The following is a 23,675-nucleotide window of genomic DNA, read 5'->3' on the forward strand; positions in this document are numbered from 1 at the left end:
AAATAAGACAAAAAGTATACCAAGTCAAGCCCCATTCTGTAAGAAAAGAACCACTATACTTTATCTTATTGTCATTAAATTTTCTTATATTATAAAAGCTTATCCTTTTTCGCTTCTATTCTCTTTCGAAAAAAACCTTCGATATCAAACACTAATCTTGAAACATTTCATTTTCTATCAATGATATTGTTAAATTTAACCATGATTATATCTCTCCTTTTCTCGCTCTCTTTTGTCTTCACTTCTTCAAAATTAACTTTTTCGCTTTTCACCGATGAAATTTGAATCTTCCCGTTCTCAAACCAAATCACTTCATCGCCATAATTAAGGCGCATACCGTTCATCACCATTGACCACATTGAGTCAGGCGGTAAATCCAATCCCATTTTTTCGGCAAAGGCTTTAAATTCAGGTATCAAACGTTCCTGATTTTCACTTAATGACACTGTTGAAATTATTCGCTGACTCTTTTTATGCTCTAAAACCTCGCCAAATGATTTCTCCCAATCGCTATATTGTGAACATAGGTCGAAATATTCAGGCTCAGAAATCCCCCATACGGGCGATTTTAAGCCCCTTTCGTGTGGATTTTTAATATCGGGTGAACTGCCCGATCCACAGTTATTGACAGGACTCCGAGGCGCGCTGATCGCGCTTTTTAAAGTCAAAACCCGCCCTGTTTCTAACTTACGCTTATGCTCAATCGCCTCTATATCCTGCTTAGATTTACGAACTAAACGATACTGACGCTCACGCGTTTTTACTAAATCGCTACTTTTTATCGGTGAATATAATCCGATTATTCGCATCACTTCTTCATCATAAGAATTCGGCTCATCGGCAACAGTACGAGCAACTAATAACGTTTGTAGGTTACGTTTAACGTTAGGGCCTCCTTGATGTTCGATATAAGCGGCGAAATCTCCTGCATCGGCAGACGCTCTTACTTTTTCCGCTATATCACCCAACTTATCAGCGATACTCACACCACGAATACGACGACACTCACGCCATACGCCTTTAGACGGCAAGCCAAACATGTGGAATTGAGGAATACGCCAAGTAGACGCCCACGCAGTAACGGCTGATGCAACCTCGGTTAATAACTCTCCCGATTCGTCATCAACTTCGCCCTCTAGTGCATAACCGTCGATATTTTTTGAAATATATTTAGCGAGATAACCCGTAGCACCGCCTTTATTTAAATGCTTTGCTTCAAAACGGTGTTTCTTTGCGCCCCGTTCTTCGCCATCTTCTTCAAGGGCATACTTACGCATGATCTCAATCGCTGATGCACGTTGAGATTTATCCAGAAACATCATCATATGCCAATGGGGTGTAGCATCATGATGAGGCTCAACAACTCTGATCCCGTAATAGTTAATACCTTTATCTTTAAAAGCAGTGCGAATTTTCGCCCACACCCTCACTAAATAACGTTGACCATCTTTCGGAGTGTATGCGCTGTTATTCCATTTCTCGTTAATGAGAACTTTTTTCTTTTTCTCATCTTTAGAAACATTAATTTGCTTGGTGGGATGGTATTTTGAAGGGGTGGTTAACGTAATAAATAAACCAATATCACCTCTTTCTTCGGCAACTTTTTGAATACCTGCGGCTTGCGCCATTAATTCCATACGGCGAATTTTAGGGTTAGCGATACTCGCTAATACTTTTTCCATTAAATCAAAACGATCACCCGTTTCAACATCTTGAATATCCATCATTTCAAGATAATTCATATTTGCTAAACGCTGCGCTCTGACTTCGCGTACTGCATTTTTACTGGCGTAAGGTGTCTTATCTGAATTCACATCACCAAAGGCAATATGCAAAGACTCACGCCAACGCTGACGATGAGCCTTTAACTTTTTCAGCCACCAATCTTCATTAGTTAACCGACTTAATCCTGATAACGCATCTTCGGGTGTCAATTTCCCTTTTTGAACTTTTCCCCAAAACAATGGCGTTACATGTAAATAGGTAATCAACTGCCCTAATTGATGATAAATAGGGTTAATCACTTTTAGGTTAAGTAACACCTCACGATCACCGTTATTTTCAGCAATTGCCTGATCAGCCAATTCATCGAATAAGTTGTCACACGCGTTTGCAAATGACTTCGCCATATGACGCAATATTTTGTCATGCGCATCTGGCAAACGATTAAAGAACATGGCTTGATCAAAATCTCTATCTAACAAAAATTGACGTTTATCTTTCGCTAAACCATAGCGCGCATTAACGGCTTGCAAACGCTGATAAACGCTTTTATGGAACTTAAAGACCAGCCAGTTATGAACTTCTTTCGGCGTTTTCTCTTTTTTAAGATGTTCGATGTACTTAAATAAGCGAGATTTAAGAAAGCGAGGCAGTTTTTCAATATCGAATAAAATCGCTTGCCCCTGAGCCAATTGCTCACGGGTAAGCGGTCTTTCATAAACAACCGGCTCATGCTGTTTTCCATTCCACCAATATGTCCATTGCATATCAGCAGGATAGGAAACAGGAGGCTGAGAAAAATCAATCAGACGGCTAGCCATTACCGCACACCGCCTAAATGCTTCGGATCAATAATTTCAATGGCTGTTTCGCACAGTTTAGCAACGTGAGTCATTACCTCTATCAATTCAGAGATAGACTTAATTTCTGCGCAAATAACACGACTCACATGCGCACCAACAACGCCAGCAGTCACATTTACCGCAGAGTCATACCACGCAATCACTTCACGGCGCACACGACCATCAATAACAGTGACTTCGATTAATCCAAATTGTTTTTTCCAATAAACGATAGCAAAACGAGTGCCAGTAATATGCACCCCATTTTTTGGATCTTGAATATCGACATAGCCCTGTTCCATCAGCATACCTCCGGCAAAACGGCGATAATTTCTTTTGCTGATTGGCGGTTTCCATTTGCAGAAATAGAACGAGGCGCATCAATCTCGTGAATAATAAAACCGAGATCGGCATACAGCTCTTTGGCGTGAATGGAATTAGAGACAGTAATCGGGTTACCTTGTGATTGATTTAATGCCTTTAATGCTTGAGCTAACTCAATTTGATGAGCGTGAGTAAAATCCGTGTGATGATATTTAGTAAAACTACCTTCATCTCCCATATATGGAGGATCACAATAAACACCATCACCGAAATCAACGAGTGACAAAGTATCTTGCCATTCTAAACAAGCGATAATGGCATTAGTGGCTTTCTCAGCAAATTGTCTGATTTCCTCCTCTGGGAAATAAACACGGGCATATGTTCCGAATGGCACATTAAATTCACCCGAATTGTTATATCGACATAATCCATTAAAGCAATGACGATTTAAATATAAAAACCGAGCAGATTGTATATATTTATCACACTCGCTTTTATCTAATACCTTAATTGAATTAAATAACTTTCTAATAGCAATGTAATCATTTCTATGATTAGTTTCTTCCCATGCATAGAACTCTTTACGCGCCATTATTTCAGTATGTTCTACGACATTACTATATAAACTAATTAAATCCTGATTGGCATCAGCAATTAAATATTCGTTATATTCTGTATTCATCATCACAGCACAAGAACCGGCGAAAGGCTCAACGAGACGTTTTGTTTTTGGCAGGTGCGGGATTAATTTATCCATGATACGGAATTTAGAGCCAGCCCATTTCAGAATGGTTTTATTCGCCATTTCACACACTCCGATAATGCTTAGATTTCAGCTCATGCACTGTCTGGCAATCTGCACAGCGGGTGCATCCCATTACCGCAATACGGCGCTTTTCGGGTATTTCACGACCGCAATCTTCACATTCAAACGCTGATACACCTACGTAACGCCCTGTTACTGCTTTTATTTGTTTATCAAGCAATAACTGTGATTGTTCGCAGGCTAAATCCATTTCTTTAGACATAATTCCATTCCTGTGCTTGATGTTCGATAGACTCGGCTTCACCTTCTAATAATTGAAATACTTGTGAAGGCTCCATTCGTTCACTTAGTGCTTTTGATGCTAATTTGCGCAAACGAGCAGAAAAAAGAACCGCCCGAGATTTTCTTTCATCTTCTCGAACGGCATTAATTAAATCGGTTACATCACTTTCTTTAGACATAATCAGACCTCTGATAATCAGATATAAAAAGTCCTGACAAATAAATGTCATTTATTTTTTTAGGTGTAATTAAATAGGCATTGCTAATTTATTCGGGATTAATGCGCTCAATACTTTTATTTGATGAAGTGCATTAATGATTTTTATTTTATCTTTCCTCTTTAATAATAAATAATCTATTCCGTTCTTTTCTTTTTCTATCTCAGCAAGGTAATAAATCATCTGATATATACGATTATTTTCATTTCTTAAATAATCAAGAAACTCACCAATCAAAATATCATCACTATTTTTATTTAACTTACTTAATAAATCAGCCCTAACTTCGGCTGTTTTATTCATACCACTGACGCGCTCATCAAATGAAAGACCATCATTGCGATAATGCTTTACCACTTTAGACTGATAAAAATCATCATTGCCTTGTAGTTGCTCTCTTGCTTGAATAAGCTCCGCAGCATTCATAACAACACCTATATAGAAACTTTCACAAGAAACGAAACAATAACAATGGCACATAAAACCAGTGTTGCTTTATCCGCTTTTGAATATTTTTTACTTTTATAAGTAAAAGATTCACTGCTTAATTTATATTTATTTCTTTGCTTAATTAATTGGTTCATTGAATGTCACCTTTTAATAAGTCGATATAGTGAGTTGCTTCTGCCATTGCATCAAACTTACCGAATGACTGATCATCTAACCAAACATGATAACGAGTTATCGGTGTTACTGCTTTTCTTGGCAGTTTAATAATGGTGAAACCTCGATACATAAAACTATGCTCTGTAATTTGTTTCACCTGCATCTTATAGCCCAACCCATAAACGCCATGCGTCACGTTGTTCTTTTGGTAAATTCGAATATGCATCATCCATTCCACGATTAAATTCCGTGATACTCACCCATAATTCACCGGCTCTAGCATCTGGCTTCATAGGATCACGAAATTCAATAATGGGTAACTTACCCGCTTTAGCCATTGATCTAGTGGCTTCGTAACCTTTCCCTATTAATTCCGCAAACTTTGCGAGTGGCACCGCATTTACAGGGAATTTCACATTGATTATTTCTTTATTCATTTGCTACCCTCGTTAGATCAAGCCCTTTAAAACCCTTTATTTTCGGTTTTATAAGGGTTTTTACGCCCTAGGTGGTTCCGTATTTTATACCACTTAGAATTCACTAGATCAATACTCGGAACCAAAATAATGGATATTGCCTCTCGAATAAAGGCTATAAGAAATGCTGAAAAACTAAGCCAATCACAGTTTTGCGAAATAATGGATATGCCAATAAGCACATTAAAAAAGATTGAAGGTGGTCATAACGAACCAGGGTGGGTAACTTTAGAGAAAATCACTAATCATCCAAGATTTTCAAAATATACGCTGTGGATAATGACCGGTAAGTCATCACCAGAAGCTGGTCAAATATCTCCGGCTCTCGCACACAGTGGGCAAGAGAAAGAAATATCATCCCGCTCAGACAAGAAAATTGGTTAGACATTTTATATGAATATGCTGATTACTGTTGGTCGCAGTCAGTCAGTTACATCGGAGGGCTTACTTATGGCAATTAAGAAGCTCAATGATGGTCGTTATGAAGTGGATATTCGCCCAAACGGGAAAGATGGTCAGCGAGTCAGAAGGATATTTGATCGCAAAATAGAAGCTACAAATTTTGAGAAATATACAATTGTAAACGCTAAGAAATTTTCTAGCGATAAAGTCCAATCAGGAAGAATTCGATTAAGTGAGCTACTTGATAAGTGGTGGTTATATCACGGACAAACATTAAAAAACGGATCGATAGAGAAAAGGCATTTAATTAAAACAGTGAATGCGCTTGGTGATCCAACAATGAACCAACTTGATAAGCATGCATTACTAGAACATAGAGGAATGCGCCTTTTTGATGGAGTGAGTCCATCAACGATAAATAGGGATATGTATCGTCTATCTGGAATGATAAGCGCATTAAAAAAACTCGAAATATACAAAGGTGATAACCCATTGAGAGGATTACCACCATTAAAAGAAAAGCCACCTGAACTCACTTTTTTAAGTGATGATGAAATATCGAACTTATTAAACTCATTATCAGGAGACTATCGCCGTATCGCATTACTATGCCTTAGCACTGGTGCAAGATGGGGTGAAGCTGAAATGTTAGATAGCAAGCACGTTCATCAAGGAAGGGTAACTTTTGCCCATACAAAGAATGGTAAAAAAAGAATCATTCCAATTTCTGACTCTCTTGAAAAAGAGATAAAAACCAGAAAAACAGGAAAGCTATTTCATGTTGATTACGGAACCTTCCGAAAAAAACTAAAAATAGTAAAACCGGATTTACCCGATGGGCAAGCAACACACGTTTTACGCCATACGTTTGCAAGTCATTTTGTAATGAATGGTGGGAACATCGTAGCACTGAAAGAAATATTAGGTCATGCGAGTATAAACCAAACAATGGCATACGCTCATTTAGCACCTGATTATTTGCAGTTAGCTATAAAATTAAATCCACTAAAAGGTGATATAAAAGTTTAAAAATAGGAGGGGATTGGACGTCCACATTCTGTCCACCGACAGCCAAAAACGTCCACTTTCCGTCCACCTTTAAAGACTTTTCTAGACTTTCATTACCCTTAAAAATGAAATTTAACTCTTTGTTTTAAAAGGAATGACAAACAAAAGGGCAAAAAAAAGCCCCTCTCCAGAGGGGCTGCAAAAGACAGGGATGGTGTCTATGGCAAGGAAAAAACTTCGTTGTTGCTACTTACTCTCTAACTAGGTACTACTTTTTTACTACACTCTTACTTCATTACTAATTCTGTTGACTTTGTTGGTCAAAATACGACATTCGCTGTTGGTAATTCTTTTCCAATTGCGCTTTCTGTTCTGGGGTTAACAACTGATACATTTGGTTATGGACTTTTGCCATTTCTACATGGCGCTCTATTGCTTGTTTATCCATATCTTGCATCTGTGCTCTGACTGCTGCTTCGTCAAACTTTTCAGCAGTAACTAATTTATGCATATTCTCATGATATTGACGGAAATTTCCGTTATATCTATCTTGATGATGCTGGCGCATTAAATCGCGCATTTGAGTACGTTGTTGCTCAGTTAATGTGATACCGTTAAACATACGTGACTCGCCATAATTGCGATCCATCATATGTCCTCGTTGTCCGCGGTGACCTCTATAATCACGGTCGCCATGCATTCCATAGCCATAACCGCAGTGGTAGTTACCATTATACTGTTGCTCAGTAGGCGGATTAGTATTTGCGGTTTCAGCTAATACCATCGTCGGAGCTGCCAAAAACATTGATGCTAGTGCAACTACTGCTACTTTACGCATTGCTTCACTCCTAATTCGGTAAATTAATACCAACCTAATTAATACGACCTCAATGTGTATAATTCATATGTGTAATTCTTTGCTATGTGGATTACTATACCCTTACGGCTGCAAACTAGCGTCAGAGCGTGTAAAAGAACGTAAAGTCATAGATTCGCGCTATTTATTATCGTATTTTTCTCTTGGAGGAATTGACGAATGCATAAAATCTTATTAGTGGATGACGATCGCGAATTAACATCGCTATTGAAAGAACTGCTTGAAATGGAAGGCTTTAATGTTGTAATCGCCTCTGATGGCGAACAAGCACTTAAACTTTTGGATGCGTCTATCGACTTGTTATTACTGGATATCATGATGCCACGTAAAAACGGGATTGAGACACTCAAAGAGTTACGCCAAAATTTCCAGACCCCAGTCATTATGTTAACGGCAAGAGGCAGTGATCTTGACCGAGTTCTTGGCTTAGAGCTAGGTGCTGATGATTATTTACCAAAACCTTTTAATGATAGAGAGCTGGTTGCGCGTATCAGAGCTATTTTGCGTCGTTCAAACTGGAGCGAACAAAAACAGACTGATAGCACGACATCTCCAACATTACAGGTTGATAAATTACAACTTAACCCTGGCCGACAAGAAGCAAGTTTTGATAATGAACCGCTAGAGTTAACAGGAACTGAGTTTACTTTGCTTTATTTACTTGCTCAGCATTTAGGACAAGTGGTATCACGCGAACATCTAAGTCAAGAAGTCCTTGGCAAGCGCTTAACACCGTTTGATAGAGCGATTGATATGCATATTTCTAATTTACGCCGTAAATTACCAGAAAGAACAGATGGACAACCTTGGTTTAAAACGTTACGTGGCCGCGGTTATCTAATGGTTTCAATAACTTGATAAATATTCTTTATGATAAATAGTCTGTCAGCGCGCATTTTCGCAATATTCTGGCTGACGCTCGCATTAGTTCTCGTGCTAGTTATGATGGTTCCAAAGCTGGACTCGCGCCAGCTTACCCCTCTTTTAGAGAGTGAATACCGTCAAGGCGTTATGCTAGAACAACATATCGAAGCTGAATTAGCTCAAGATCCGGCTAACGATCTCCTTTGGTGGCGTCGATTAATTCGAGCCATTGATAAATGGGCTCCCCCTGGCCAACGTTTAATTATTGTCACGAGTGAAGGCCGGATTATCGGTGCTCAACGTAATGAGATGCAAGTTGTCAGAAACTTTATTGGTCAATCTGATAACGCCGATCACCCCAAAAAGAAAAAATATGGTCGCTCTGAGATGCTAGGGCCTTTTTCTGTAAGGGATGGTGAAGATCATTACCAACTTTATCTCGTGCGCCCTTCAAGTAGCCCTCAATCTGACTTTATCAACTTATTATTTGATAAACCATTGTTGTTACTCATATTCACCATGCTTATCAGCACACCATTATTAGTATGGCTTTCTTGGAGCTTAGCAAAACCCGCAAGACAGCTTAAAAATGCCGCTGACGATGTGGCTAAAGGTAACCTACGCCCTCACCCTGAACTAGAAACTGGCCCTCAAGAGTTTTTAGCCGCAGGCACGAGTTTTAATCAGATGATAAGCGCTCTTGAACGTATGGTAGAGGCGCAACAACGTCTGATCTCTGATATTTCTCATGAACTACGCACCCCGTTAACACGCTTACAATTAGCCAGTGCATTGTTACGTCGTCGTAGTGGAGAGAGCAAAGAACTAGAGCGCATTGAAACTGAAACTCAGCGCCTTGATGGTATGATTAATGACTTACTAGTACTTTCCCGTAATCAGTATAAAAACGAGTTATTACGCGAAACAGTAAAAGCCAACGAATTGTGGGATGACATTTTAGATAACGCTAAATTTGAGGCCGAACAAAGTAATAAGACACTGCAAGTCACAACACCTCCAGGAGCCTGGCCTATTTACTGCAATCCATATTCTCTGGCGAGTGCATTTGAGAATATAGTCCGTAATGCTCTGCGTTATTCAAATTCTCGCATTGAAGTCGCGTTTACTGAACAAAACCAAGGTATCACCATTATTGTTGATGATGATGGCCCTGGCGTTAGCCCTGAAGATAGAGAGCATATCTTCCGACCATTCTATCGCACTGACGAAGCTAGAGATCGTGAATCCGGTGGTACTGGCTTAGGATTAGCGATTGTTGAAACTGCCGTCAGCCAACACAGAGGCCATGTTAAAGCCGATGACAGTCCATTAGGTGGGTTGAGGGTTGAGATTTGGTTGCCGAGAGCGGGTGCAAGTAACAAATCGCCAACGGCTTAATAGAGTAATTAAACTGTTGTATCAAAATATCCTGCCACCTATTGAAGAATAGGTGGCATATTCTTTTTGTTAGCATTTATTGATGCAATTCAGAATGATCTGGCTGAATCGTTCGCTATTCCGATATTTATATATCTACAATCAATGATAAAATACCCAGCTATTACTTGACCGTCTGGTTTGAAGAGTCTACTCTCAGTGCGGATTTTCGCATATTGTTAAAGTATGCTTATATAATAAAATTCTTATATTACATATAGATAAGGGTTTTTCAAGATAAATTTTGGCGCTCTGGGGGCCGTAAACCCAGTGCGGTAGCTTTGTTTAATTACGAGAATCTGCAGTGAAAAATCAAACTTCAGTATCCATAATAATTCCAGCATATAATGCAGAAAAGTGGATAGAAAGATGTATAAAATCATGCATTGATCAGACTTATAAGAATATTGAAATAATTATAATAAATGATGGTAGCCAAGATCGTACAGATGAATTATGTCAATATTATGTTTCCATGGATAACAGAATTATCTATAAAAACATAGATAATGCGGGTGTATCAAATGCAAGAAAACTTGGTTTAGATATATCTAATTCATCATATATCTTATTTTTAGATAGCGATGATTATATTAATAATGACTGTATAGAAATTTTAATTTCATATAAAGATTACGACTTAATTATTGGTCAAGCAAATTATGTAAACAATCATAATAAAATATTATCTAATACTAAATTTGAGATTAAAAAAAATATAATATCTAGCTATCTAAGAGGAAAACTACCAACCTCTTTATGGCCAATATTATTTAAAAAAAAGATATTAGATGAAGAATACTTAATATCAAATTTAAAAGTAAGTGAAGATTTCATCATTCTATCCCAAATAATAACAAAAACTAAAAAAATAAAAGTTATAAATAATATAATTTATAATCAAGTAAGGCATAGTCTAAGCACGACTGCAAATCATTCCGCTATACATTTTAAAGATAATTATAGAGCTCACCTATTTGTTGAAAATAATCTAATTAAAAAATTAGATAGAAAATATGCAAATGATATAAAAATATTTCAACTAAACTACCTATATAATTTAATTGTTAATTTTTCACCTTACGCCAAGTATCAAAAAAAAATTATCAAATCGCCATTTTTTTTAATAAGTGAGATAAGTATAAAAAAGAAAATCATTTTATCTTTATACTTATTAAAGATTTTTAATAAGAAAAATTATATTTTTTTCTTGCATTATTTAAAAAGAAAATAAACATGAATAAAATAAAGATTGTATTTTGGACTAATTATATTAGCCCTCACATGACTTTTCTATATGAGGAGTTAAAAAAGAATTATTCAATTACTATTATTGTTTGTGAGAATTTTGATAATCAACGTTTATCTCAAGGATGGACTCCTCCTAATTTAAAAGATATTCAAGTATTAAACATATATGATGTAAATATAGATACAATGAAAAACATAAATTGTATACATGTCTTTTGTGGTTTATTCACTTCGAGATTATTTTTCCAATATATAATTAAGTTATCTAAAAAAAGAAACATATATCTAATTTCAGAAGCCCCAATACTTTACGAAAAAAAACATTATCTAAAATATTTTAAATACTGGTTATATTCGTTTTTTTTAAAAAAAAGAATAAATACAATTTTTGCTATGGGAGAACTAGGGTATAACTGGTTTAAAGATATCGGATTTAAAAAAGTTATTCCTTTTCAATATTTTATATCACCTCAACCATATAATCCAGTTAAAAGAAATACAAACAAAACTCTAAAATTTATATATATCGGCCAATTAATTGATAGAAAAAACATTATAGAATTAGCAAATGTTTTTACCACCCTACCTAATAATAACTGGTCTTTAGATATATATGGTTCTGGGGAACTATTGGGATCTTTACAAAAGATTCTAAAAAATAAAATAAATGAAAATATAGTAAATATATTTAGTAATGTAGAAAATAAAAAATTAGTTACAAAAATATTACCACAGTACGATTTTTTAATATTACCTAGCAAATTTGATGGGTGGGGAACTGTTGTAAATGAATCATTATCTCAAGGAGTTAAAGTTATTACTAATAACAATTGTGGCTCATCAACTTTAGTTAAAAAAAATATATTATTTGGTTATGTATATAATTCCGGAAAACTAGGAGATTGCATAAAGAATATTATAGACACGATACCAAACTATTCAGAAGAAGATAGGATTAAAATATCTAACCTATATAGAAATGAAGTTCAATATGATATGGTTAAAATATTTAAACATAATTTAGAGATCAAATGAGTATATGAATACGTTAATAAAAAACTCATTATTTCTTATAGGTATGCAAGGAATAAACTATATAATACCATTAATTTCACTACCTTATTTAACAAGAAAGTTAGGGTTTTATGAATATGGTATGTTGAATACTTCCCTTAACATAATTCTATATCTAATTTTATTTATTGATTTTGGTTTTAATTTTAGTGCAACAAAAGATATTGCTAAAAATAGAAATAACAAACTTAAAATAAATAAAATATACTGTGTAACTATTTATTCAAAAATATTTTTATCAATAATATCAGTGATATCGACATTTATTATTATTAATTCATTTGGGTTATTTAGTGATATAAAAATTTTAGTTTATATTATGTTACCACAATTAATCTACGCTATCTTTTTTCCTTTATGGCTATATCAAGGATTAGAAAAAATATCTTTCATATCTCTCTGTTCTATAATTAGCAGAATTATAACGCTTCCTTTGCTATTTATTTTTGTTAACTCAGCTCAAGATATATATATAACAAGTATAATATTAAGTTGGTCCTACCTGCTACCTCTTTTAGTTAGTTACTTTTATCTTCATATAAAAATACCATATGTTAGCCTAGGTACTATAGATATAAAATTAATCGCATCAACTATAAGAAAATCTTCTATCATCTTTTGGGGAAGTATATCAATTAGTATATACACATTAAGCACACCAATTATTTTAAGCTTAGTTAATAACTATGAACAAGTAGGATTATTCATTGCAACAGATAAACTACGAGTCGCATTTATTGGTATATTTCTAATACTTGGTCAAGCCATCTATCCTAGAGTAAATATATTATTAACTGAGAATAAAATAAGATACTATAGATTTATAAGAAAATTAATATTATATCAAATAATATTTTGTGGAATTGCTTCAGTACTATTTTTCATTATAATGCCAAAATTAGCTCCATTTATATTGGGGAATAATAACTACTCGAATGAAATGAAGTTTATTATTCAATTAATGTCACCAATGATAATATTAGTCCCCTTATCAGTAATAATATCAAATTTTATATTACTTCCATATGGAATGAATAAAATTTATGCTATCATTCCTACTATTACTTTATTTTTTCATATTATATATGCAATACCTTTAAGTAAGAATTATGGTGCGATAGGAAGTAGTATTGCTATCTTAGTAACTGAGATTATTAGTCTATCACTATTACTAATATCTTATTTCTTTTTTATCAAAGACAAATAATATGAACATATTATATCTTTCATTAGTATTATTAATTATTTCCACCTTGGAGTTTCTCAATAAAAAAAATATATTTTATTTTTTTATAGCGACTGTACTTATATATTTTCACATTGGACTATCATATAAATTAGGCGTTGATTGGATTGAATACAATTCATTATATGAAAATACTTCAAATTATGAAAGATATGAAATTGGATTTTCTTGGCTATCTAAATTCTTAAGTTATATAAATATCAACTTTTGGGTATTTGTTTTTAGTGTTAAATTTATTTTTTTAACATCATTATTTGCACTAATAAAAAAATATTGCCTTTATCCAACAGCCGCAATTACATTTACACTTATATTCCTTTTCCCATTTATAAATGATCCTCTTCGTCAATTAATAGCCACATCGATTTTATTCCTTGGTATATTAATGAATAAATCAAAAATTAGCTATAAAAATATAATTTTTGGTTTTTTATTCCATTCTTCTTATATTCTTATATTCTTTATAAAACTTCAATTTATAAAGAGAAAGCAACTTGTAAAAACATCTATTTTATTTGTATTACTATCTCTACTATTAATTCACAATTTTCACTACCTATTACTATTAGGAAATAGCTTCATAATTAGAAAGATTTATTTCTATCTTACATATGCAGTTCCACCTAATATTTACTCTTTATTCATAAGAATAATATTTTTATATTTTGTATGTTTTAATAAACATATTAATTTAATTAATAAAAAAATATTAACAAACAACGTATATACAAACTTTTGGATGTTATCATTCTTATTACTTTTAGTTGAACTATTAGCTTTTCAATTTCCATTGTTATCCCAAAGATTAAAAATTTATTTATCTCCATTTCCATTCATTTTATTTCTAAATTATATTTACTTTTTAAAGAATATAATTTTTAAATATACATTATTGTTTGTTGTTTTTTTATATTTATATGCAACCCTATTTAGTTTTATGAATGGTCCTATGGGCTCATTTTATTCATTAGAAAATAATATTCTTATACAATTTCTTCTTGATTTTCCACCTAATAATATTGAGGAAAATGTCCGTAACTTTTGGTTAAATAGCTAATATGAAGAAAAAAATTCTTATCCTTGCAACTACAGCTAAAGAAGCTGGTGCTTTATCTATTTTAAAAGATTTTATCCAAGAATTAAATGATATTTATTTATATGATATTTTCATTCATTCATCTGTTATAAATGAACTCCCCAAAAAAGATAATATAAATTATATTATTTTAAATATCTCATCTTGGATAAAGAGAATTTTTTATGATATTTATAAATACCCAACAATTAATGAAAAAAAATATTCTCTCTGTATTAATTTTCAAAATATACCCATTAGAACAAATATAAAACAAATAGTATATTACCACCAAGCAATCCCCTTTAGTGAAATTAAATTCTCCCCATTCAAAAAGTCATCAAGAAAATTATGGTTATATAAAAATTTTTACCTTCTTTTTTTTAAAATGAATATTAACTACTTAAACTATCTCATAGTACAAGCAGAATGGATGAAAGACTCAGTTCATTCAAAGTTTAATCTACCTAAAGAAAAAATATTCATTATCGAACCTAAGGTAAATATCTTACATAATGAAGATGATATTTTTGATGAAGAAGATATAAAACATCATAATATATTATTTTATCCTGCCTATGGGCATGAATATAAAAATCATAAAATAATAATTGATTCAATTAAAAATATTGGAATAGACTATCTTAAAAAACATAATATTAAAATAATATTCACAATAGACAAGGAACATAACTTAGCAAAAGGCATAATAAATACACCGCTAGAAGACTATTTTTTATTTATAGGAAAAATTTCCAGAGAAAAGGTTTTTTATTATTATAGATTATCTAGTATTATTTTATTCCCTAGCATCTTAGAAACCTATGGTTTACCCTTAAAAGAGGCATCTCTTCTAAATAAAAATATCATTGCATCTAACCTTCCTTATGCTAAAGAAGTTTTGAAAGACTATGATAAAATCATATTCTGTTGTCCATATAATAAAGTAGATTGGGCATTAAAGATAAAAAAAATTATAGAAAATGATTTAAATATTCATGACTCACGTGTAAATAAAATAGAGAAAAATTTAATTTCTAATAATAAATTTTTAATATTAATAGAAAAATTAATTAAAGAATAAAAGGAGTAATTTAATGTTCAAAAATAAAGTACTTTTAATCACTGGCGGTACTGGTTCTTTTGGAAATGCTGTCTTAAATCGCTTTTTAGAAACAGATATAAAAGAAATTCGTATATTTTCTCGAGATGAAAAAAAACAAGATGATATGCGTAAAAAATATAATAATCATAAATTAAAATTCTATATTGGCGATGTTCGTGATTATTCAAGTATTTTAAATGCAACTCGTGGTGTTGATTTTATTTTTCATGCGGCGGCACTCAAACAAGTACCTTCATGTGAATTTCACCCAATTCAAGCCGTTAAAACAAATATTCTAGGTACAGAAAATGTCTTAGAAGCCGCTATTGCTAATGGTGTGAAAAGAGTTGTTTGTTTAAGCACAGATAAAGCAGTATATCCGATCAATGCAATGGGTATATCTAAAGCAATGATGGAAAAAGTCATGGTTGCTAAGTCTCGTAATTTAGATAGCAACAAAACCGTAATTTGTGGGACACGTTACGGCAATGTAATGGCTTCGCGAGGTTCAGTTATTCCTTTATTTGTTGACTTAATGGGGGAAGGAAAAGCAATTACAATTACAGATCCTAATATGACTCGCTTTATGATGACATTAGAGGATGCTGTTGACCTTGTGTTATATGCATTCCAAAACGGAAATAATGGCGATATTTTTGTTCAAAAAGCACCTGCAGCTACAATTGAAACATTAGCTATCGCATTAAAAGAACTGTTCAATGCACCAGAACATCCAATAAATATTATTGGTACACGCCATGGTGAAAAACTTTATGAAGCTCTTTTAAGCAGAGAAGAAATGTTAGCAGCTATTGATATGGGGGATTATTACCGTGTCCCACCAGATTTGCGTGATCTAAATTATGACAAATACGTTGAACAAGGTGATTCGCGTATTTCTGAAATTGAGGATTATAATTCGCATAATACAACTAGATTAGATGTAGATGGAATGAAAAAACTGCTATTAAAATTACCCTTAATACAAAATTTACATATCAATAAAATTTAAATTAAGGCTATTCTAATATGAAAATTCTAGTCACTGGAGCTGACGGTTTTATTGGTAAAAATTTATGTACCCGGTTAGCAGAAAATAATTTTGAACTAATAAAAATAGATCGTAATAGTTCTAAACATGATTTAGAACTAGGTCTGAACAATGCAAACTTTATCTTTCATTTAGCTGGAATAAACAGACCTAAAAATGAATCAGAGTTTCATGAAGGTAATGCATCTTTAACTGAAGAAATTACTCATTTTCTTATTAAAAATAAGAAGAAAACACCAATAATGCTGAGTTCATCAATTCAAGTAAATAGTGATAATAAATATGGTGAGAGTAAAAAATTAGCAGAAAATCATATAGAAATGTATGGTTTGAAAACCAATGCAAATTATTACATTTATAGGTTACCGAATGTTTTTGGCAAATGGTGTAGACCCAATTATAACTCATTTATTGCAACCTTTTGCAATAATATCGCAAATGACATTGATATAATAATAAACTCACCTACAGCTAAAGTTTCTCTAATTTATATTGATGATCTATGTAATGAGTTGATTTCTCTATTAAATGGCAATAATAAAGTAGGCTTTCAAAATATTTCACCTATTTATGAAACAACCGTCGGTGAAGTCGCTGATTTACTTTATTCTTTTAAAAATAGTCGCAAGACATTAATTACAGAAAATGTGGGTACTGGTTTTACTCGAGCATTATATTCCACTTGGTTAAGTTATCTTTCACCTCAGCAATTTACTTATTCAGTTCCTCATTATGGGGATCAAAGAGGTGTTTTCTGTGAAATGCTTAAAACAAAAAATAGTGGCCAATTTTCTTTCTTTACTGCACATCCAGGTATTACTCGCGGGGGACATTATCATCATACTAAAACAGAAAAATTCTTAATTATTAAAGGAAAGGCTTTATTTAAGTTTGAGAATATCATTACAGGTGAAAAGTACGAGTTAATTGTTTCAGACCACGAGTATAAAATCGTAGAAACAGTACCGGGATGGTCTCATGACATTACAAATATTGCTGATAGTGAATTAGTTGTCATGTTATGGGCAAATGAAATTTTTAATAAAGAACTTCCAGATACAATAGCGAGACCTTTGTAATGAAAAAATTAAAAGTTGTATCCGTTGTTGGTACTCGTCCAGAAATTATTCGTCTGTCTAGAGTTTTAATAAAATTAGATCAATTTTGTGAACATATAATTGTTCATACTGGGCAAAATTATGATTACGAATTAAATGAGATTTTTTTCACAGATTTAGGTGTTAGAAAACCCGACTATTTCTTAAATGCTGCTGGTGTTAATGCTGCAGAAACGATTGGTAATGTCATTATAAAAGTTGATCAAGTTTTAGAAAAAGTATCACCAGAAGCTGTACTTATTTTAGGTGATACAAACTCTTGTATCTCAGCCATACCAGCCAAAAGACGTAAAATACCTATTTTTCACATGGAAGCTGGTAATCGTTGCTTTGATCAACGAGTACCAGAAGAAACCAATAGACGTATTGTTGATCACACTGCTGATATTAACTTAACCTACAGTGATATTGCACGCCAATATCTTCTTTCAGAAGGGATACCCGCAGATCGTGTTATCAAAACAGGTAGTCCTATGTTTGAAGTGCTTTCGCATTATATGGAACAAATTGATAACTCTAAGGTGTTATCTCAATTAGGTTTAGAGTCTGGAAAGTTTTTTGTTGTAAGCGCTCACCGAGAAGAAAATGTTGACTCACCTAAGCATTTAATGAAGTTAGTTAACATTTTAAATACTATTGCGGAAAAATATGATTTACCTGTTATCGTGTCAACCCATCCAAGAACCAGAAAAAGAATCGATGACCACGGAATTACTTTCCATAACAATATTCAATTATTGAAACCTTTAGGGTTTCATGACTATAACCATCTACAAAAATATGCAAAAGCTGTCTTGTCTGATAGTGGGACTATTACAGAAGAATCTTCAATTATGAATTTTCCTGCCCTCAATATTAGAGAAGCTCATGAAAGACCAGAAGGCTTTGAAGAAGCATCCGTAATGATGGTGGGTTTAGAATGTGATCGAGTACTTCAAGCATTAAATATCCTTTCATCACAACCAAGAGGAAATGAACGCCTATTACGCCAAGTATCTGATTATAGTATGCCTAATGTATCAGATAAGGTTGTAAGAATAATACATTCTTACACTGACTATGTGAAAAGAGTTGTCTGGAAAGAATACTAATGAGATTAGCACTCATCATTGATGATTATTTGCCCCATAGCACTCGTGTTGGGGCAAAAATGTTTCATGAGTTAGCATTAGAATTACAGTCCCATGGTCATCACATTACTGTAATTACACCAGATAAAAATCAATCTTCTCGTTTAATCGTTGATAGCTTAGATGGTGTTACCCTTTGGCGTTTTAAAAATGGTCCAATTAAAGATATAAAAAAAATACCTAGAGCAATTAATGAGTCACTACTTTCTTATAATGCTTGGAAAGCAATCAAGCCTTTAGTTAATAAAAATTCCTTTGATGGAATAATTTACTATTCTCCCTCCATATTTTGGGGAAAATTAGTTAATAATCTCAAGAGAAAATGCCACTGCCCTGCTTATTTAATATTAAGAGATTTATTCCCTCAATGGATTATCGATGCTGGTATTTTGAAGAAAGGTTCTTTTATCGAACAATATTTCCGCTTTTTTGAAAATTATTCTTATAAGCAAGCATCAATAATTGGCTTAATGTCTCAAAAAAATCTAGATTATTTTTATCAACATGAAAAAAACAAAGATTTCAAATGTGAAATTTTGAGAAATTGGGCAAATACTACTCAAAGCACGGCTAAGTCTAATGATTATATTTCAATACGTGAATCTTTAAATTTACAGAATAAAACCATTTTCTTTTATGGTGGGAATATTGGTCATGCCCAAGATATGGGTAACTTGATGCGTTTAGTAAAGAAAATGAGTTCTTATCCTGATGCTCATTTTCTTTTTATTGGACAAGGCGATGAAGTTGAATTAATTAATAATTTAGCTAAGAAATGGAATTTATGTAATTTTAATTATTTACCTTCAGTTGACCAAGAAGAATTTAAATTAATCCTTAAAGAAATTGATATTGGCTTATTCTCTCTTGCTGCACATCATTCAGCCCATAATTTCCCTGGGAAATTATTAGGGTATATGGCAAATTATATTCCTATTTTAGGTAGTGTTAATTCTGGTAATGACTTAAAAGAATTAATAAATAACGAGAATGCTGGTTTTATTCATATAAATGGTGAAGATGATGATTTATTTGAGTCTGCTAAAAAACTCCATTTTGATGTAGAACTACGAAAAAAGTGTGGTCATGATGCCTATTCTCTATTGTGTAAAGAATTTTCAGTTACCTCAATAGCAGAAACAATTGAAACTAGGCTAAGGTCATTAAAATGAAATATATTGATAAAATATTATTAGATAATTTATATAGCGAAGCCGAAAAATCAGAGCGGTTACGTTCTCATTTACTATTGCATAAATCCCATGAAGACAAAGTTCAACGCCTTCTCATTGCTTTAGTTAAAGATAGTTATGTTGATCCTCATTATCATGAATTGCCCCATCAATGGGAAATGTTTATTATTTTGGAAGGACAAATTGAAATTACGCTATATAACTATTCTGGGGAAGTAAAAGAAAGTTTCTTAGCAGGAGAAAATACTAGTATTTCAATTGTCAACTTAGAGCCAAATGAAATACACAGTATTAAATGCATTTCTCAAAAAGCATTAATGTTGGAAGTAAAAGAAGGTCCTTTTGATCCCAATTATGCTAAAAAATTCTTAATTTAATAGATCCGCTTACTATCTATAATATACCTATCAAATTAGGTTAATCTTAAAGGTCTATTTATGAAAATCACCATCTCCGGTACCGGCTATGTCGGTCTATCTAACGGGATACTTCTTTCCCAACACAACAAAGTTGTTGCGTTAGATATCAATAAAGAAAAAGTTGAATTACTTAATAAAAAAATCTCGCCAATTACAGACAAAGAAATTGAAGAGTTTTTAGCAACCAAAGAGCTCGACTTTACAGCAACATTAGATAAAGAATTCGCTTATAAAGATGCTGAATTCGTTATCATTGCTACACCAACCGATTATGATCCTAAAACGAACTATTTCAACACCTCTTCTGTAGAGTCTGTCATTCGTGATGTTTTAGAATATAATCCAAACACGACAATGATTATAAAATCAACCATTCCTGTTGGTTTTACTAAAGAGATGAGAGAGAAATATAATACCAATAATATTATTTTCTCCCCTGAGTTCTTACGTGAAGGTCGTGCGCTTTACGATAACTTATACCCATCTCGTATTGTGATTGGTGAACAATCAGAAAGAGCACAAAAGTTTGCTGACCTTTTACAACAAGGCGCACTGAAAAAAGATATTGATGTTCTGTTCACTGACTCCACAGAAGCCGAAGCGATTAAATTATTTGCTAATACTTATCTAGCACTCCGTGTTGCTTACTTTAATGAGCTAGATAGCTATGCCGAATCTTATGGACTGAACTCAAGACAAATCATTGAAGGTGTCTGCTTAGATCCGCGTATTGGCAACCACTATAACAATCCATCATTCGGTTACGGCGGTTACTGCTTACCAAAAGATACCAAGCAACTGTTAGCCAACTACGACTCTGTCCCTAATAATATTATTAGTGCAATTGTCGAAGCTAACCGCACACGTAAAGATTTTATTGCAGACTCTATTATCGCTAAATCACCCAAAATCGTCGGCGTATATCGTTTAATTATGAAATCTGGCTCTGATAATTTCCGTTCTTCTTCTATCCAAGGCATTATGAAACGCATTAAAGCCAAAGGAATTGAAGTGGTGATTTATGAACCAGAGATGAAAGAAGAGACCTTCTTTAATTCAAAATTAGTTCGTGATTTAAATGAGTTTAAAGCAATGTCTGATGTCATTATTACCAATAGAATGTCATCAGCACTAAACGATGTTGAAGAAAAAGTTTATACTCGTGACCTCTTTGGTAACGATTAAATCGATTTTATATGCTCAATATCGTCTTATTTGAACCCGAAATTCCACCGAATACGGGTAATATTATCCGCCTGTGTGCTAACACAGGCTTTCATCTTCATTTGATCCAACCATTGGGTTTTACTTGGGATGATAAACGTCTACGTCGTGCAGGGCTTGATTATCGTGAATTTGCTGATATTAAACAGCACCACGATTATTATGCTTTTTTAGAAAGTGAAGGTTTAAACCCTGATAATGCACAATCACCATCAGGTGCGCGTGTATTTGCCTTAACCACAAAAGGCACGCCAGCACATAGCAATGTCAGTTATCAAGATGGAGATTATCTTCTTTTTGGCCCTGAAACCCGTGGTTTACCGCCTTATGTATTAGATAATATGCCAACACAGCAGAAAATCAGAGTCCCAATGCTTGCTGATAGCCGTAGTATGAATCTGTCAAATACGGTTGCGGTTGTGGTTTTTGAGGCATGGCGCCAACTTGGTTATCCTGGTGCGTTATTAAGAGACTGAAATGCAAAAAGCGCTGATCATAAATAATGACTAGCGCTTTTTTAACTTCAAATAACTAACATGTTAATTTATTACATTGAGGATTGTTTTATTTCAGCAACAACCTTCGTGATATATCGACACCCTTCCCCTACATCCTTCAGTACTAATGCATGAGCACCAATCACTGCATTATCACCAATCTCTATCTCTCCTCCGATAATCGATGAGTTACAACCAATATAAACGTTATTGCCCACTCGAATATCCGCTTTGCCATTCTTTTCTTTTACACCGATTGTCACACCTTGCATTAACGTCACATTCTCGCCTAGCTGACAGTAATTAGTTAGTACGATCCCTATGGGATGTGGTAATGAAAGGCCTTTACCTATGCGCGTTCTTAGTGAGATATCGTTGCAATATTGACGATTGTTTTTAGCACCAATACGAATGCCTAATTTTTTGATAAAACGATTTTTAGAAAAATAAAAGAATTGGGCGACACGCCACCAAAATAGATAACGTGAACGTTGGCAGAAAAAAACACGGTGATAAAGTCTTATCCAACTAAAAGGCTTGTTATCACCAATATACTCAGCGTGTAAACAAGCCTTTAGTTCAGAAAGAGTGACTTCAGTTAATGCCATTAAATGCCATCACCACATTCAAAACCGGGTACGACACCATTAAAGTGTTGATCCATATCGAGTGAAGGCTTATCACTTGTTGGTTTACCCACAATGCGAGCAGGAACACCAGCAACGGTAGTGTGCGCAGGAACTTCATGTAAAACGACTGATCCCGCACCAATTTTGGCACCGCGACCAATCTCGATATTGCCGAGTATTTTTGCACCCGCACCAATCATTACACCTTCACGCACTTTAGGATGACGGTCACCGCAAGTTTTACCTGTTCCACCTAACGTCACAGATTGTAAAATAGAAACATCGTTCTCTACGATAGCGGTTTCACCAATCACAATGCCTGTTGCGTGATCAAGCATAATACCGTGGCCAATACGGGCGGCTGGATGAATATCAACACCAAAGGTCACCGAAATCTGGTTTTGCAGATACACCGCTAACGCTTTGCGATCTTGATTCCATAACCAATGCGCGATGCGATAAGCTTGTAAGGCATGGAAACCTTTTAAATAAAGCAGTGGTGTAGAGTATTTATCAACGGCAGGATCGCGTAAACGCACAGCCGAAATATCATAAGCTGCCGATTCAATCATAGAATTATCACTACGATATGCTTCTTCAACAATCTCCCGAACAGCAATCGCGGGCATTGTTTGAGTTGCTAGCTTATTTGCCAACATATAACTTAAGGCACTACCTAAGTTTTCATGTTTGAGTAATGTCGCATGGAAAAAACTCGCCAAAATTGGCTCGCAATCTGCCAAGCATCTTGCTTCATTTTTAATATGATCCCAGACTCTTTTTAGCTCTTCTAGCGACATACTCACTCTCATTCTTTTTACATTGAAGCCTAAGTAAAT

At 33.8% G+C, this 23,675-nt stretch carries 27 protein-coding genes; 15 read left to right on the forward strand and 12 right to left on the reverse strand.

Annotated features, from left to right (window positions below; all coding sequences use genetic code 11):
• Positions 1-167: 167 nt before the first annotated feature.
• The 9 genes from DK861_RS00400 to DK861_RS00435 all read right to left on the reverse strand — a co-directional run bounded on the left by DK861_RS00400 (position 168) and on the right by DK861_RS00435 (position 5,197).
• Positions 168-2,543 carry a replication endonuclease gene (locus DK861_RS00400; protein WP_239452119.1) on the reverse strand — a complete coding sequence of 792 codons (2,376 nt, stop codon included), beginning with the start codon at positions 2,541-2,543 and terminating at the stop codon, positions 168-170.
• A complete protein-coding gene (locus DK861_RS00405) occupies positions 2,543-2,866 on the reverse strand; it encodes a DUF5405 family protein (RefSeq protein WP_012368206.1) in 324 nt (107 codons plus the stop codon). Before DK861_RS00405 ends, DK861_RS00400 begins: the two co-directional genes overlap by 1 nt.
• The gene (locus DK861_RS00410) at positions 2,866-3,693 is read right to left on the reverse strand and encodes a Dam family site-specific DNA-(adenine-N6)-methyltransferase (RefSeq protein WP_109398938.1); all 828 of its coding nucleotides are present in this window, start codon (positions 3,691-3,693) and stop codon (positions 2,866-2,868) included. Before DK861_RS00410 ends, DK861_RS00405 begins: the two co-directional genes overlap by 1 nt.
• A 1-nt stretch (position 3,694) precedes the next feature.
• Positions 3,695-3,916, reverse strand: a complete 222-nt coding sequence (locus DK861_RS00415; RefSeq protein WP_109397523.1) for a TraR/DksA family transcriptional regulator — start codon at positions 3,914-3,916, stop codon at positions 3,695-3,697.
• Positions 3,909-4,115: a DUF2732 family protein gene (locus DK861_RS00420; RefSeq protein WP_223878651.1), complete on the reverse strand. Its 207-nt coding sequence runs from the start codon at positions 4,113-4,115 to the stop codon at positions 3,909-3,911. The genes DK861_RS00415 and DK861_RS00420 overlap by 8 nt, the downstream gene beginning before the upstream one ends.
• Before the next feature lie 69 nt (positions 4,116-4,184).
• Entirely contained in the window at positions 4,185-4,580 is a 396-nt protein-coding gene (locus DK861_RS00425) for a DUF5347 family protein (RefSeq protein ID WP_049220105.1), read from the reverse strand.
• An 8-nt stretch (positions 4,581-4,588) separates the two neighbouring features.
• Entirely contained in the window at positions 4,589-4,738 is a 150-nt protein-coding gene (locus DK861_RS18105; RefSeq protein WP_162556743.1) for a hypothetical protein, read from the reverse strand.
• Positions 4,735-4,923, reverse strand: a complete 189-nt coding sequence (locus DK861_RS00430) for a hypothetical protein (RefSeq protein ID WP_049220106.1) — start codon at positions 4,921-4,923, stop codon at positions 4,735-4,737. Before DK861_RS00430 ends, DK861_RS18105 begins: the two co-directional genes overlap by 4 nt.
• 1 nt (position 4,924) lies before the next feature.
• Positions 4,925-5,197, reverse strand: a complete 273-nt coding sequence (locus DK861_RS00435; RefSeq protein WP_071233830.1) for a Cox family DNA-binding protein — start codon at positions 5,195-5,197, stop codon at positions 4,925-4,927.
• Positions 5,198-5,326: 129 nt separating this feature from the next.
• On the opposite strand from DK861_RS00435, the gene DK861_RS00440 reads away from it, so the two are divergent.
• Both DK861_RS00440 and DK861_RS00445 read left to right on the forward strand, forming a co-directional pair.
• The gene (locus DK861_RS00440; protein WP_071233827.1) at positions 5,327-5,620 is read left to right on the forward strand and encodes a helix-turn-helix transcriptional regulator; all 294 of its coding nucleotides are present in this window, start codon (positions 5,327-5,329) and stop codon (positions 5,618-5,620) included.
• A gap of 66 nt (positions 5,621-5,686) precedes the next feature.
• Positions 5,687-6,667, forward strand: a complete 981-nt coding sequence (locus DK861_RS00445; protein WP_049220111.1) for a tyrosine-type recombinase/integrase — start codon at positions 5,687-5,689, stop codon at positions 6,665-6,667.
• A 277-nt stretch (positions 6,668-6,944) separates the two neighbouring features.
• Here the strand turns inward: DK861_RS00445 and cpxP are convergent, their stop codons facing one another.
• A complete protein-coding gene (gene cpxP, locus DK861_RS00450) occupies positions 6,945-7,484 on the reverse strand; it encodes a cell-envelope stress modulator CpxP (RefSeq protein ID WP_109398939.1) in 540 nt (179 codons plus the stop codon).
• 198 nt (positions 7,485-7,682) lie between these two features.
• On the opposite strand from cpxP, the gene cpxR reads away from it, so the two are divergent.
• From cpxR to trmL, 13 genes are all read left to right on the forward strand, one after another.
• Positions 7,683-8,381 (forward strand): envelope stress response regulator transcription factor CpxR, encoded by a 699-nt coding sequence (cpxR, locus tag DK861_RS00455; RefSeq protein WP_109398473.1) that lies wholly within the window; start codon positions 7,683-7,685, stop codon positions 8,379-8,381.
• 12 nt (positions 8,382-8,393) lie between these two features.
• On the forward strand, positions 8,394-9,785 hold the full coding sequence (gene cpxA / locus DK861_RS00460; protein WP_072064663.1) for an envelope stress sensor histidine kinase CpxA: 1,392 nt from the start codon (positions 8,394-8,396) through the stop codon (positions 9,783-9,785).
• A gap of 343 nt (positions 9,786-10,128) precedes the next feature.
• Positions 10,129-11,058, forward strand: coding sequence for a glycosyltransferase family 2 protein (locus tag DK861_RS00465; protein WP_109398940.1), 930 nt, complete (start codon positions 10,129-10,131; stop codon positions 11,056-11,058).
• Positions 11,059-11,060: 2 nt separating this feature from the next.
• Positions 11,061-12,110, forward strand: a complete 1,050-nt coding sequence (locus DK861_RS00470) for a glycosyltransferase (protein ID WP_109398941.1) — start codon at positions 11,061-11,063, stop codon at positions 12,108-12,110.
• Between the two features lie 4 nt (positions 12,111-12,114).
• Positions 12,115-13,356 carry an oligosaccharide flippase family protein gene (locus tag DK861_RS00475; protein WP_072064666.1) on the forward strand — a complete coding sequence of 414 codons (1,242 nt, stop codon included), beginning with the start codon at positions 12,115-12,117 and terminating at the stop codon, positions 13,354-13,356.
• A 1,097-nt stretch (positions 13,357-14,453) separates the two neighbouring features.
• Positions 14,454-15,554, forward strand: coding sequence for a glycosyltransferase (locus DK861_RS00485; RefSeq protein ID WP_109398943.1), 1,101 nt, complete (start codon positions 14,454-14,456; stop codon positions 15,552-15,554).
• A gap of 13 nt (positions 15,555-15,567) precedes the next feature.
• Positions 15,568-16,587: a polysaccharide biosynthesis protein gene (locus DK861_RS00490; protein WP_072064669.1), complete on the forward strand. Its 1,020-nt coding sequence runs from the start codon at positions 15,568-15,570 to the stop codon at positions 16,585-16,587.
• A 17-nt stretch (positions 16,588-16,604) separates the two neighbouring features.
• Positions 16,605-17,705, forward strand: a complete 1,101-nt coding sequence (locus DK861_RS00495) for an NAD-dependent epimerase/dehydratase family protein (RefSeq protein ID WP_109398944.1) — start codon at positions 16,605-16,607, stop codon at positions 17,703-17,705.
• A complete protein-coding gene (gene wecB / locus DK861_RS00500; RefSeq protein WP_109398945.1) occupies positions 17,705-18,835 on the forward strand; it encodes a UDP-N-acetylglucosamine 2-epimerase (non-hydrolyzing) in 1,131 nt (376 codons plus the stop codon). The genes DK861_RS00495 and wecB overlap by 1 nt, the downstream gene beginning before the upstream one ends.
• Positions 18,835-20,046: a glycosyltransferase family 4 protein gene (locus tag DK861_RS00505; protein ID WP_109398946.1), complete on the forward strand. Its 1,212-nt coding sequence runs from the start codon at positions 18,835-18,837 to the stop codon at positions 20,044-20,046. The genes wecB and DK861_RS00505 overlap by 1 nt, the downstream gene beginning before the upstream one ends.
• Complete coding sequence (locus DK861_RS00510; RefSeq protein ID WP_109398947.1) at positions 20,043-20,444, forward strand: WbuC family cupin fold metalloprotein; 402 nt, start codon at positions 20,043-20,045, stop codon at positions 20,442-20,444. Before DK861_RS00505 ends, DK861_RS00510 begins: the two co-directional genes overlap by 4 nt.
• Positions 20,445-20,504: 60 nt before the next feature.
• Positions 20,505-21,671, forward strand: coding sequence for a nucleotide sugar dehydrogenase (locus DK861_RS00515; RefSeq protein WP_109398948.1), 1,167 nt, complete (start codon positions 20,505-20,507; stop codon positions 21,669-21,671).
• An 11-nt stretch (positions 21,672-21,682) separates the two neighbouring features.
• Positions 21,683-22,186, forward strand: coding sequence for a tRNA (uridine(34)/cytosine(34)/5-carboxymethylaminomethyluridine(34)-2'-O)-methyltransferase TrmL (gene trmL, locus DK861_RS00520; protein ID WP_006534201.1), 504 nt, complete (start codon positions 21,683-21,685; stop codon positions 22,184-22,186).
• Positions 22,187-22,257: 71 nt separating this feature from the next.
• Here the strand turns inward: trmL and DK861_RS00525 are convergent, their stop codons facing one another.
• Complete coding sequence (locus tag DK861_RS00525; RefSeq protein ID WP_109398949.1) at positions 22,258-22,815, reverse strand: serine acetyltransferase; 558 nt, start codon at positions 22,813-22,815, stop codon at positions 22,258-22,260.
• Positions 22,815-23,636, reverse strand: a complete 822-nt coding sequence (cysE, locus tag DK861_RS00530) for a serine O-acetyltransferase (protein WP_072064676.1) — start codon at positions 23,634-23,636, stop codon at positions 22,815-22,817. Before cysE ends, DK861_RS00525 begins: the two co-directional genes overlap by 1 nt.
• Between the last annotated feature and the right edge of the window lie 39 nt (positions 23,637-23,675).

This window comes from Proteus sp. TJ1640, assembly GCF_003144445.1.
GTDB classification, from domain to species: Bacteria; Pseudomonadota; Gammaproteobacteria; order Enterobacterales; family Enterobacteriaceae; genus Proteus; species Proteus penneri.

Coding starts and splice junctions, on each gene's coding strand:
- DK861_RS00415 (WP_109397523.1), bottom strand. CDS start 3,916: ATGTCTAAAGAAATGGATTTAGCCTGCGAACAATCACAGTTATTGCTT.
- DK861_RS00400 (WP_239452119.1), bottom strand. CDS start 2,543: ATGGCTAGCCGTCTGATTGATTTTTCTCAGCCTCCTGTTTCCTATCCT.
- DK861_RS00490 (WP_072064669.1), top strand. CDS start 15,568: ATGTTCAAAAATAAAGTACTTTTAATCACTGGCGGTACTGGTTCTTTT.
- DK861_RS18105 (WP_162556743.1), bottom strand. CDS start 4,738: ATGAACCAATTAATTAAGCAAAGAAATAAATATAAATTAAGCAGTGAA.
- DK861_RS00445 (WP_049220111.1), top strand. CDS start 5,687: ATGGCAATTAAGAAGCTCAATGATGGTCGTTATGAAGTGGATATTCGC.
- DK861_RS00515 (WP_109398948.1), top strand. CDS start 20,505: ATGAAAATCACCATCTCCGGTACCGGCTATGTCGGTCTATCTAACGGG.
- DK861_RS00505 (WP_109398946.1), top strand. CDS start 18,835: ATGAGATTAGCACTCATCATTGATGATTATTTGCCCCATAGCACTCGT.
- DK861_RS00525 (WP_109398949.1), bottom strand. CDS start 22,815: ATGGCATTAACTGAAGTCACTCTTTCTGAACTAAAGGCTTGTTTACAC.
- cpxR (WP_109398473.1), top strand. CDS start 7,683: ATGCATAAAATCTTATTAGTGGATGACGATCGCGAATTAACATCGCTA.
- DK861_RS00485 (WP_109398943.1), top strand. CDS start 14,454: ATGAAGAAAAAAATTCTTATCCTTGCAACTACAGCTAAAGAAGCTGGT.
- DK861_RS00475 (WP_072064666.1), top strand. CDS start 12,115: ATGAATACGTTAATAAAAAACTCATTATTTCTTATAGGTATGCAAGGA.
- DK861_RS00510 (WP_109398947.1), top strand. CDS start 20,043: ATGAAATATATTGATAAAATATTATTAGATAATTTATATAGCGAAGCC.
- cysE (WP_072064676.1), bottom strand. CDS start 23,636: ATGTCGCTAGAAGAGCTAAAAAGAGTCTGGGATCATATTAAAAATGAA.
- wecB (WP_109398945.1), top strand. CDS start 17,705: ATGAAAAAATTAAAAGTTGTATCCGTTGTTGGTACTCGTCCAGAAATT.
- DK861_RS00435 (WP_071233830.1), bottom strand. CDS start 5,197: ATGAATAAAGAAATAATCAATGTGAAATTCCCTGTAAATGCGGTGCCA.
- cpxA (WP_072064663.1), top strand. CDS start 8,394: ATGATAAATAGTCTGTCAGCGCGCATTTTCGCAATATTCTGGCTGACG.
- DK861_RS00420 (WP_223878651.1), bottom strand. CDS start 4,115: ATGTCTAAAGAAAGTGATGTAACCGATTTAATTAATGCCGTTCGAGAA.
- DK861_RS00410 (WP_109398938.1), bottom strand. CDS start 3,693: ATGGCGAATAAAACCATTCTGAAATGGGCTGGCTCTAAATTCCGTATC.
- DK861_RS00440 (WP_071233827.1), top strand. CDS start 5,327: ATGGATATTGCCTCTCGAATAAAGGCTATAAGAAATGCTGAAAAACTA.
- DK861_RS00495 (WP_109398944.1), top strand. CDS start 16,605: ATGAAAATTCTAGTCACTGGAGCTGACGGTTTTATTGGTAAAAATTTA.
- DK861_RS00405 (WP_012368206.1), bottom strand. CDS start 2,866: ATGGAACAGGGCTATGTCGATATTCAAGATCCAAAAAATGGGGTGCAT.
- cpxP (WP_109398939.1), bottom strand. CDS start 7,484: ATGCGTAAAGTAGCAGTAGTTGCACTAGCATCAATGTTTTTGGCAGCT.
- trmL (WP_006534201.1), top strand. CDS start 21,683: ATGCTCAATATCGTCTTATTTGAACCCGAAATTCCACCGAATACGGGT.
- DK861_RS00470 (WP_109398941.1), top strand. CDS start 11,061: ATGAATAAAATAAAGATTGTATTTTGGACTAATTATATTAGCCCTCAC.
- DK861_RS00425 (WP_049220105.1), bottom strand. CDS start 4,580: ATGAATGCTGCGGAGCTTATTCAAGCAAGAGAGCAACTACAAGGCAAT.
- DK861_RS00430 (WP_049220106.1), bottom strand. CDS start 4,923: ATGCAGGTGAAACAAATTACAGAGCATAGTTTTATGTATCGAGGTTTC.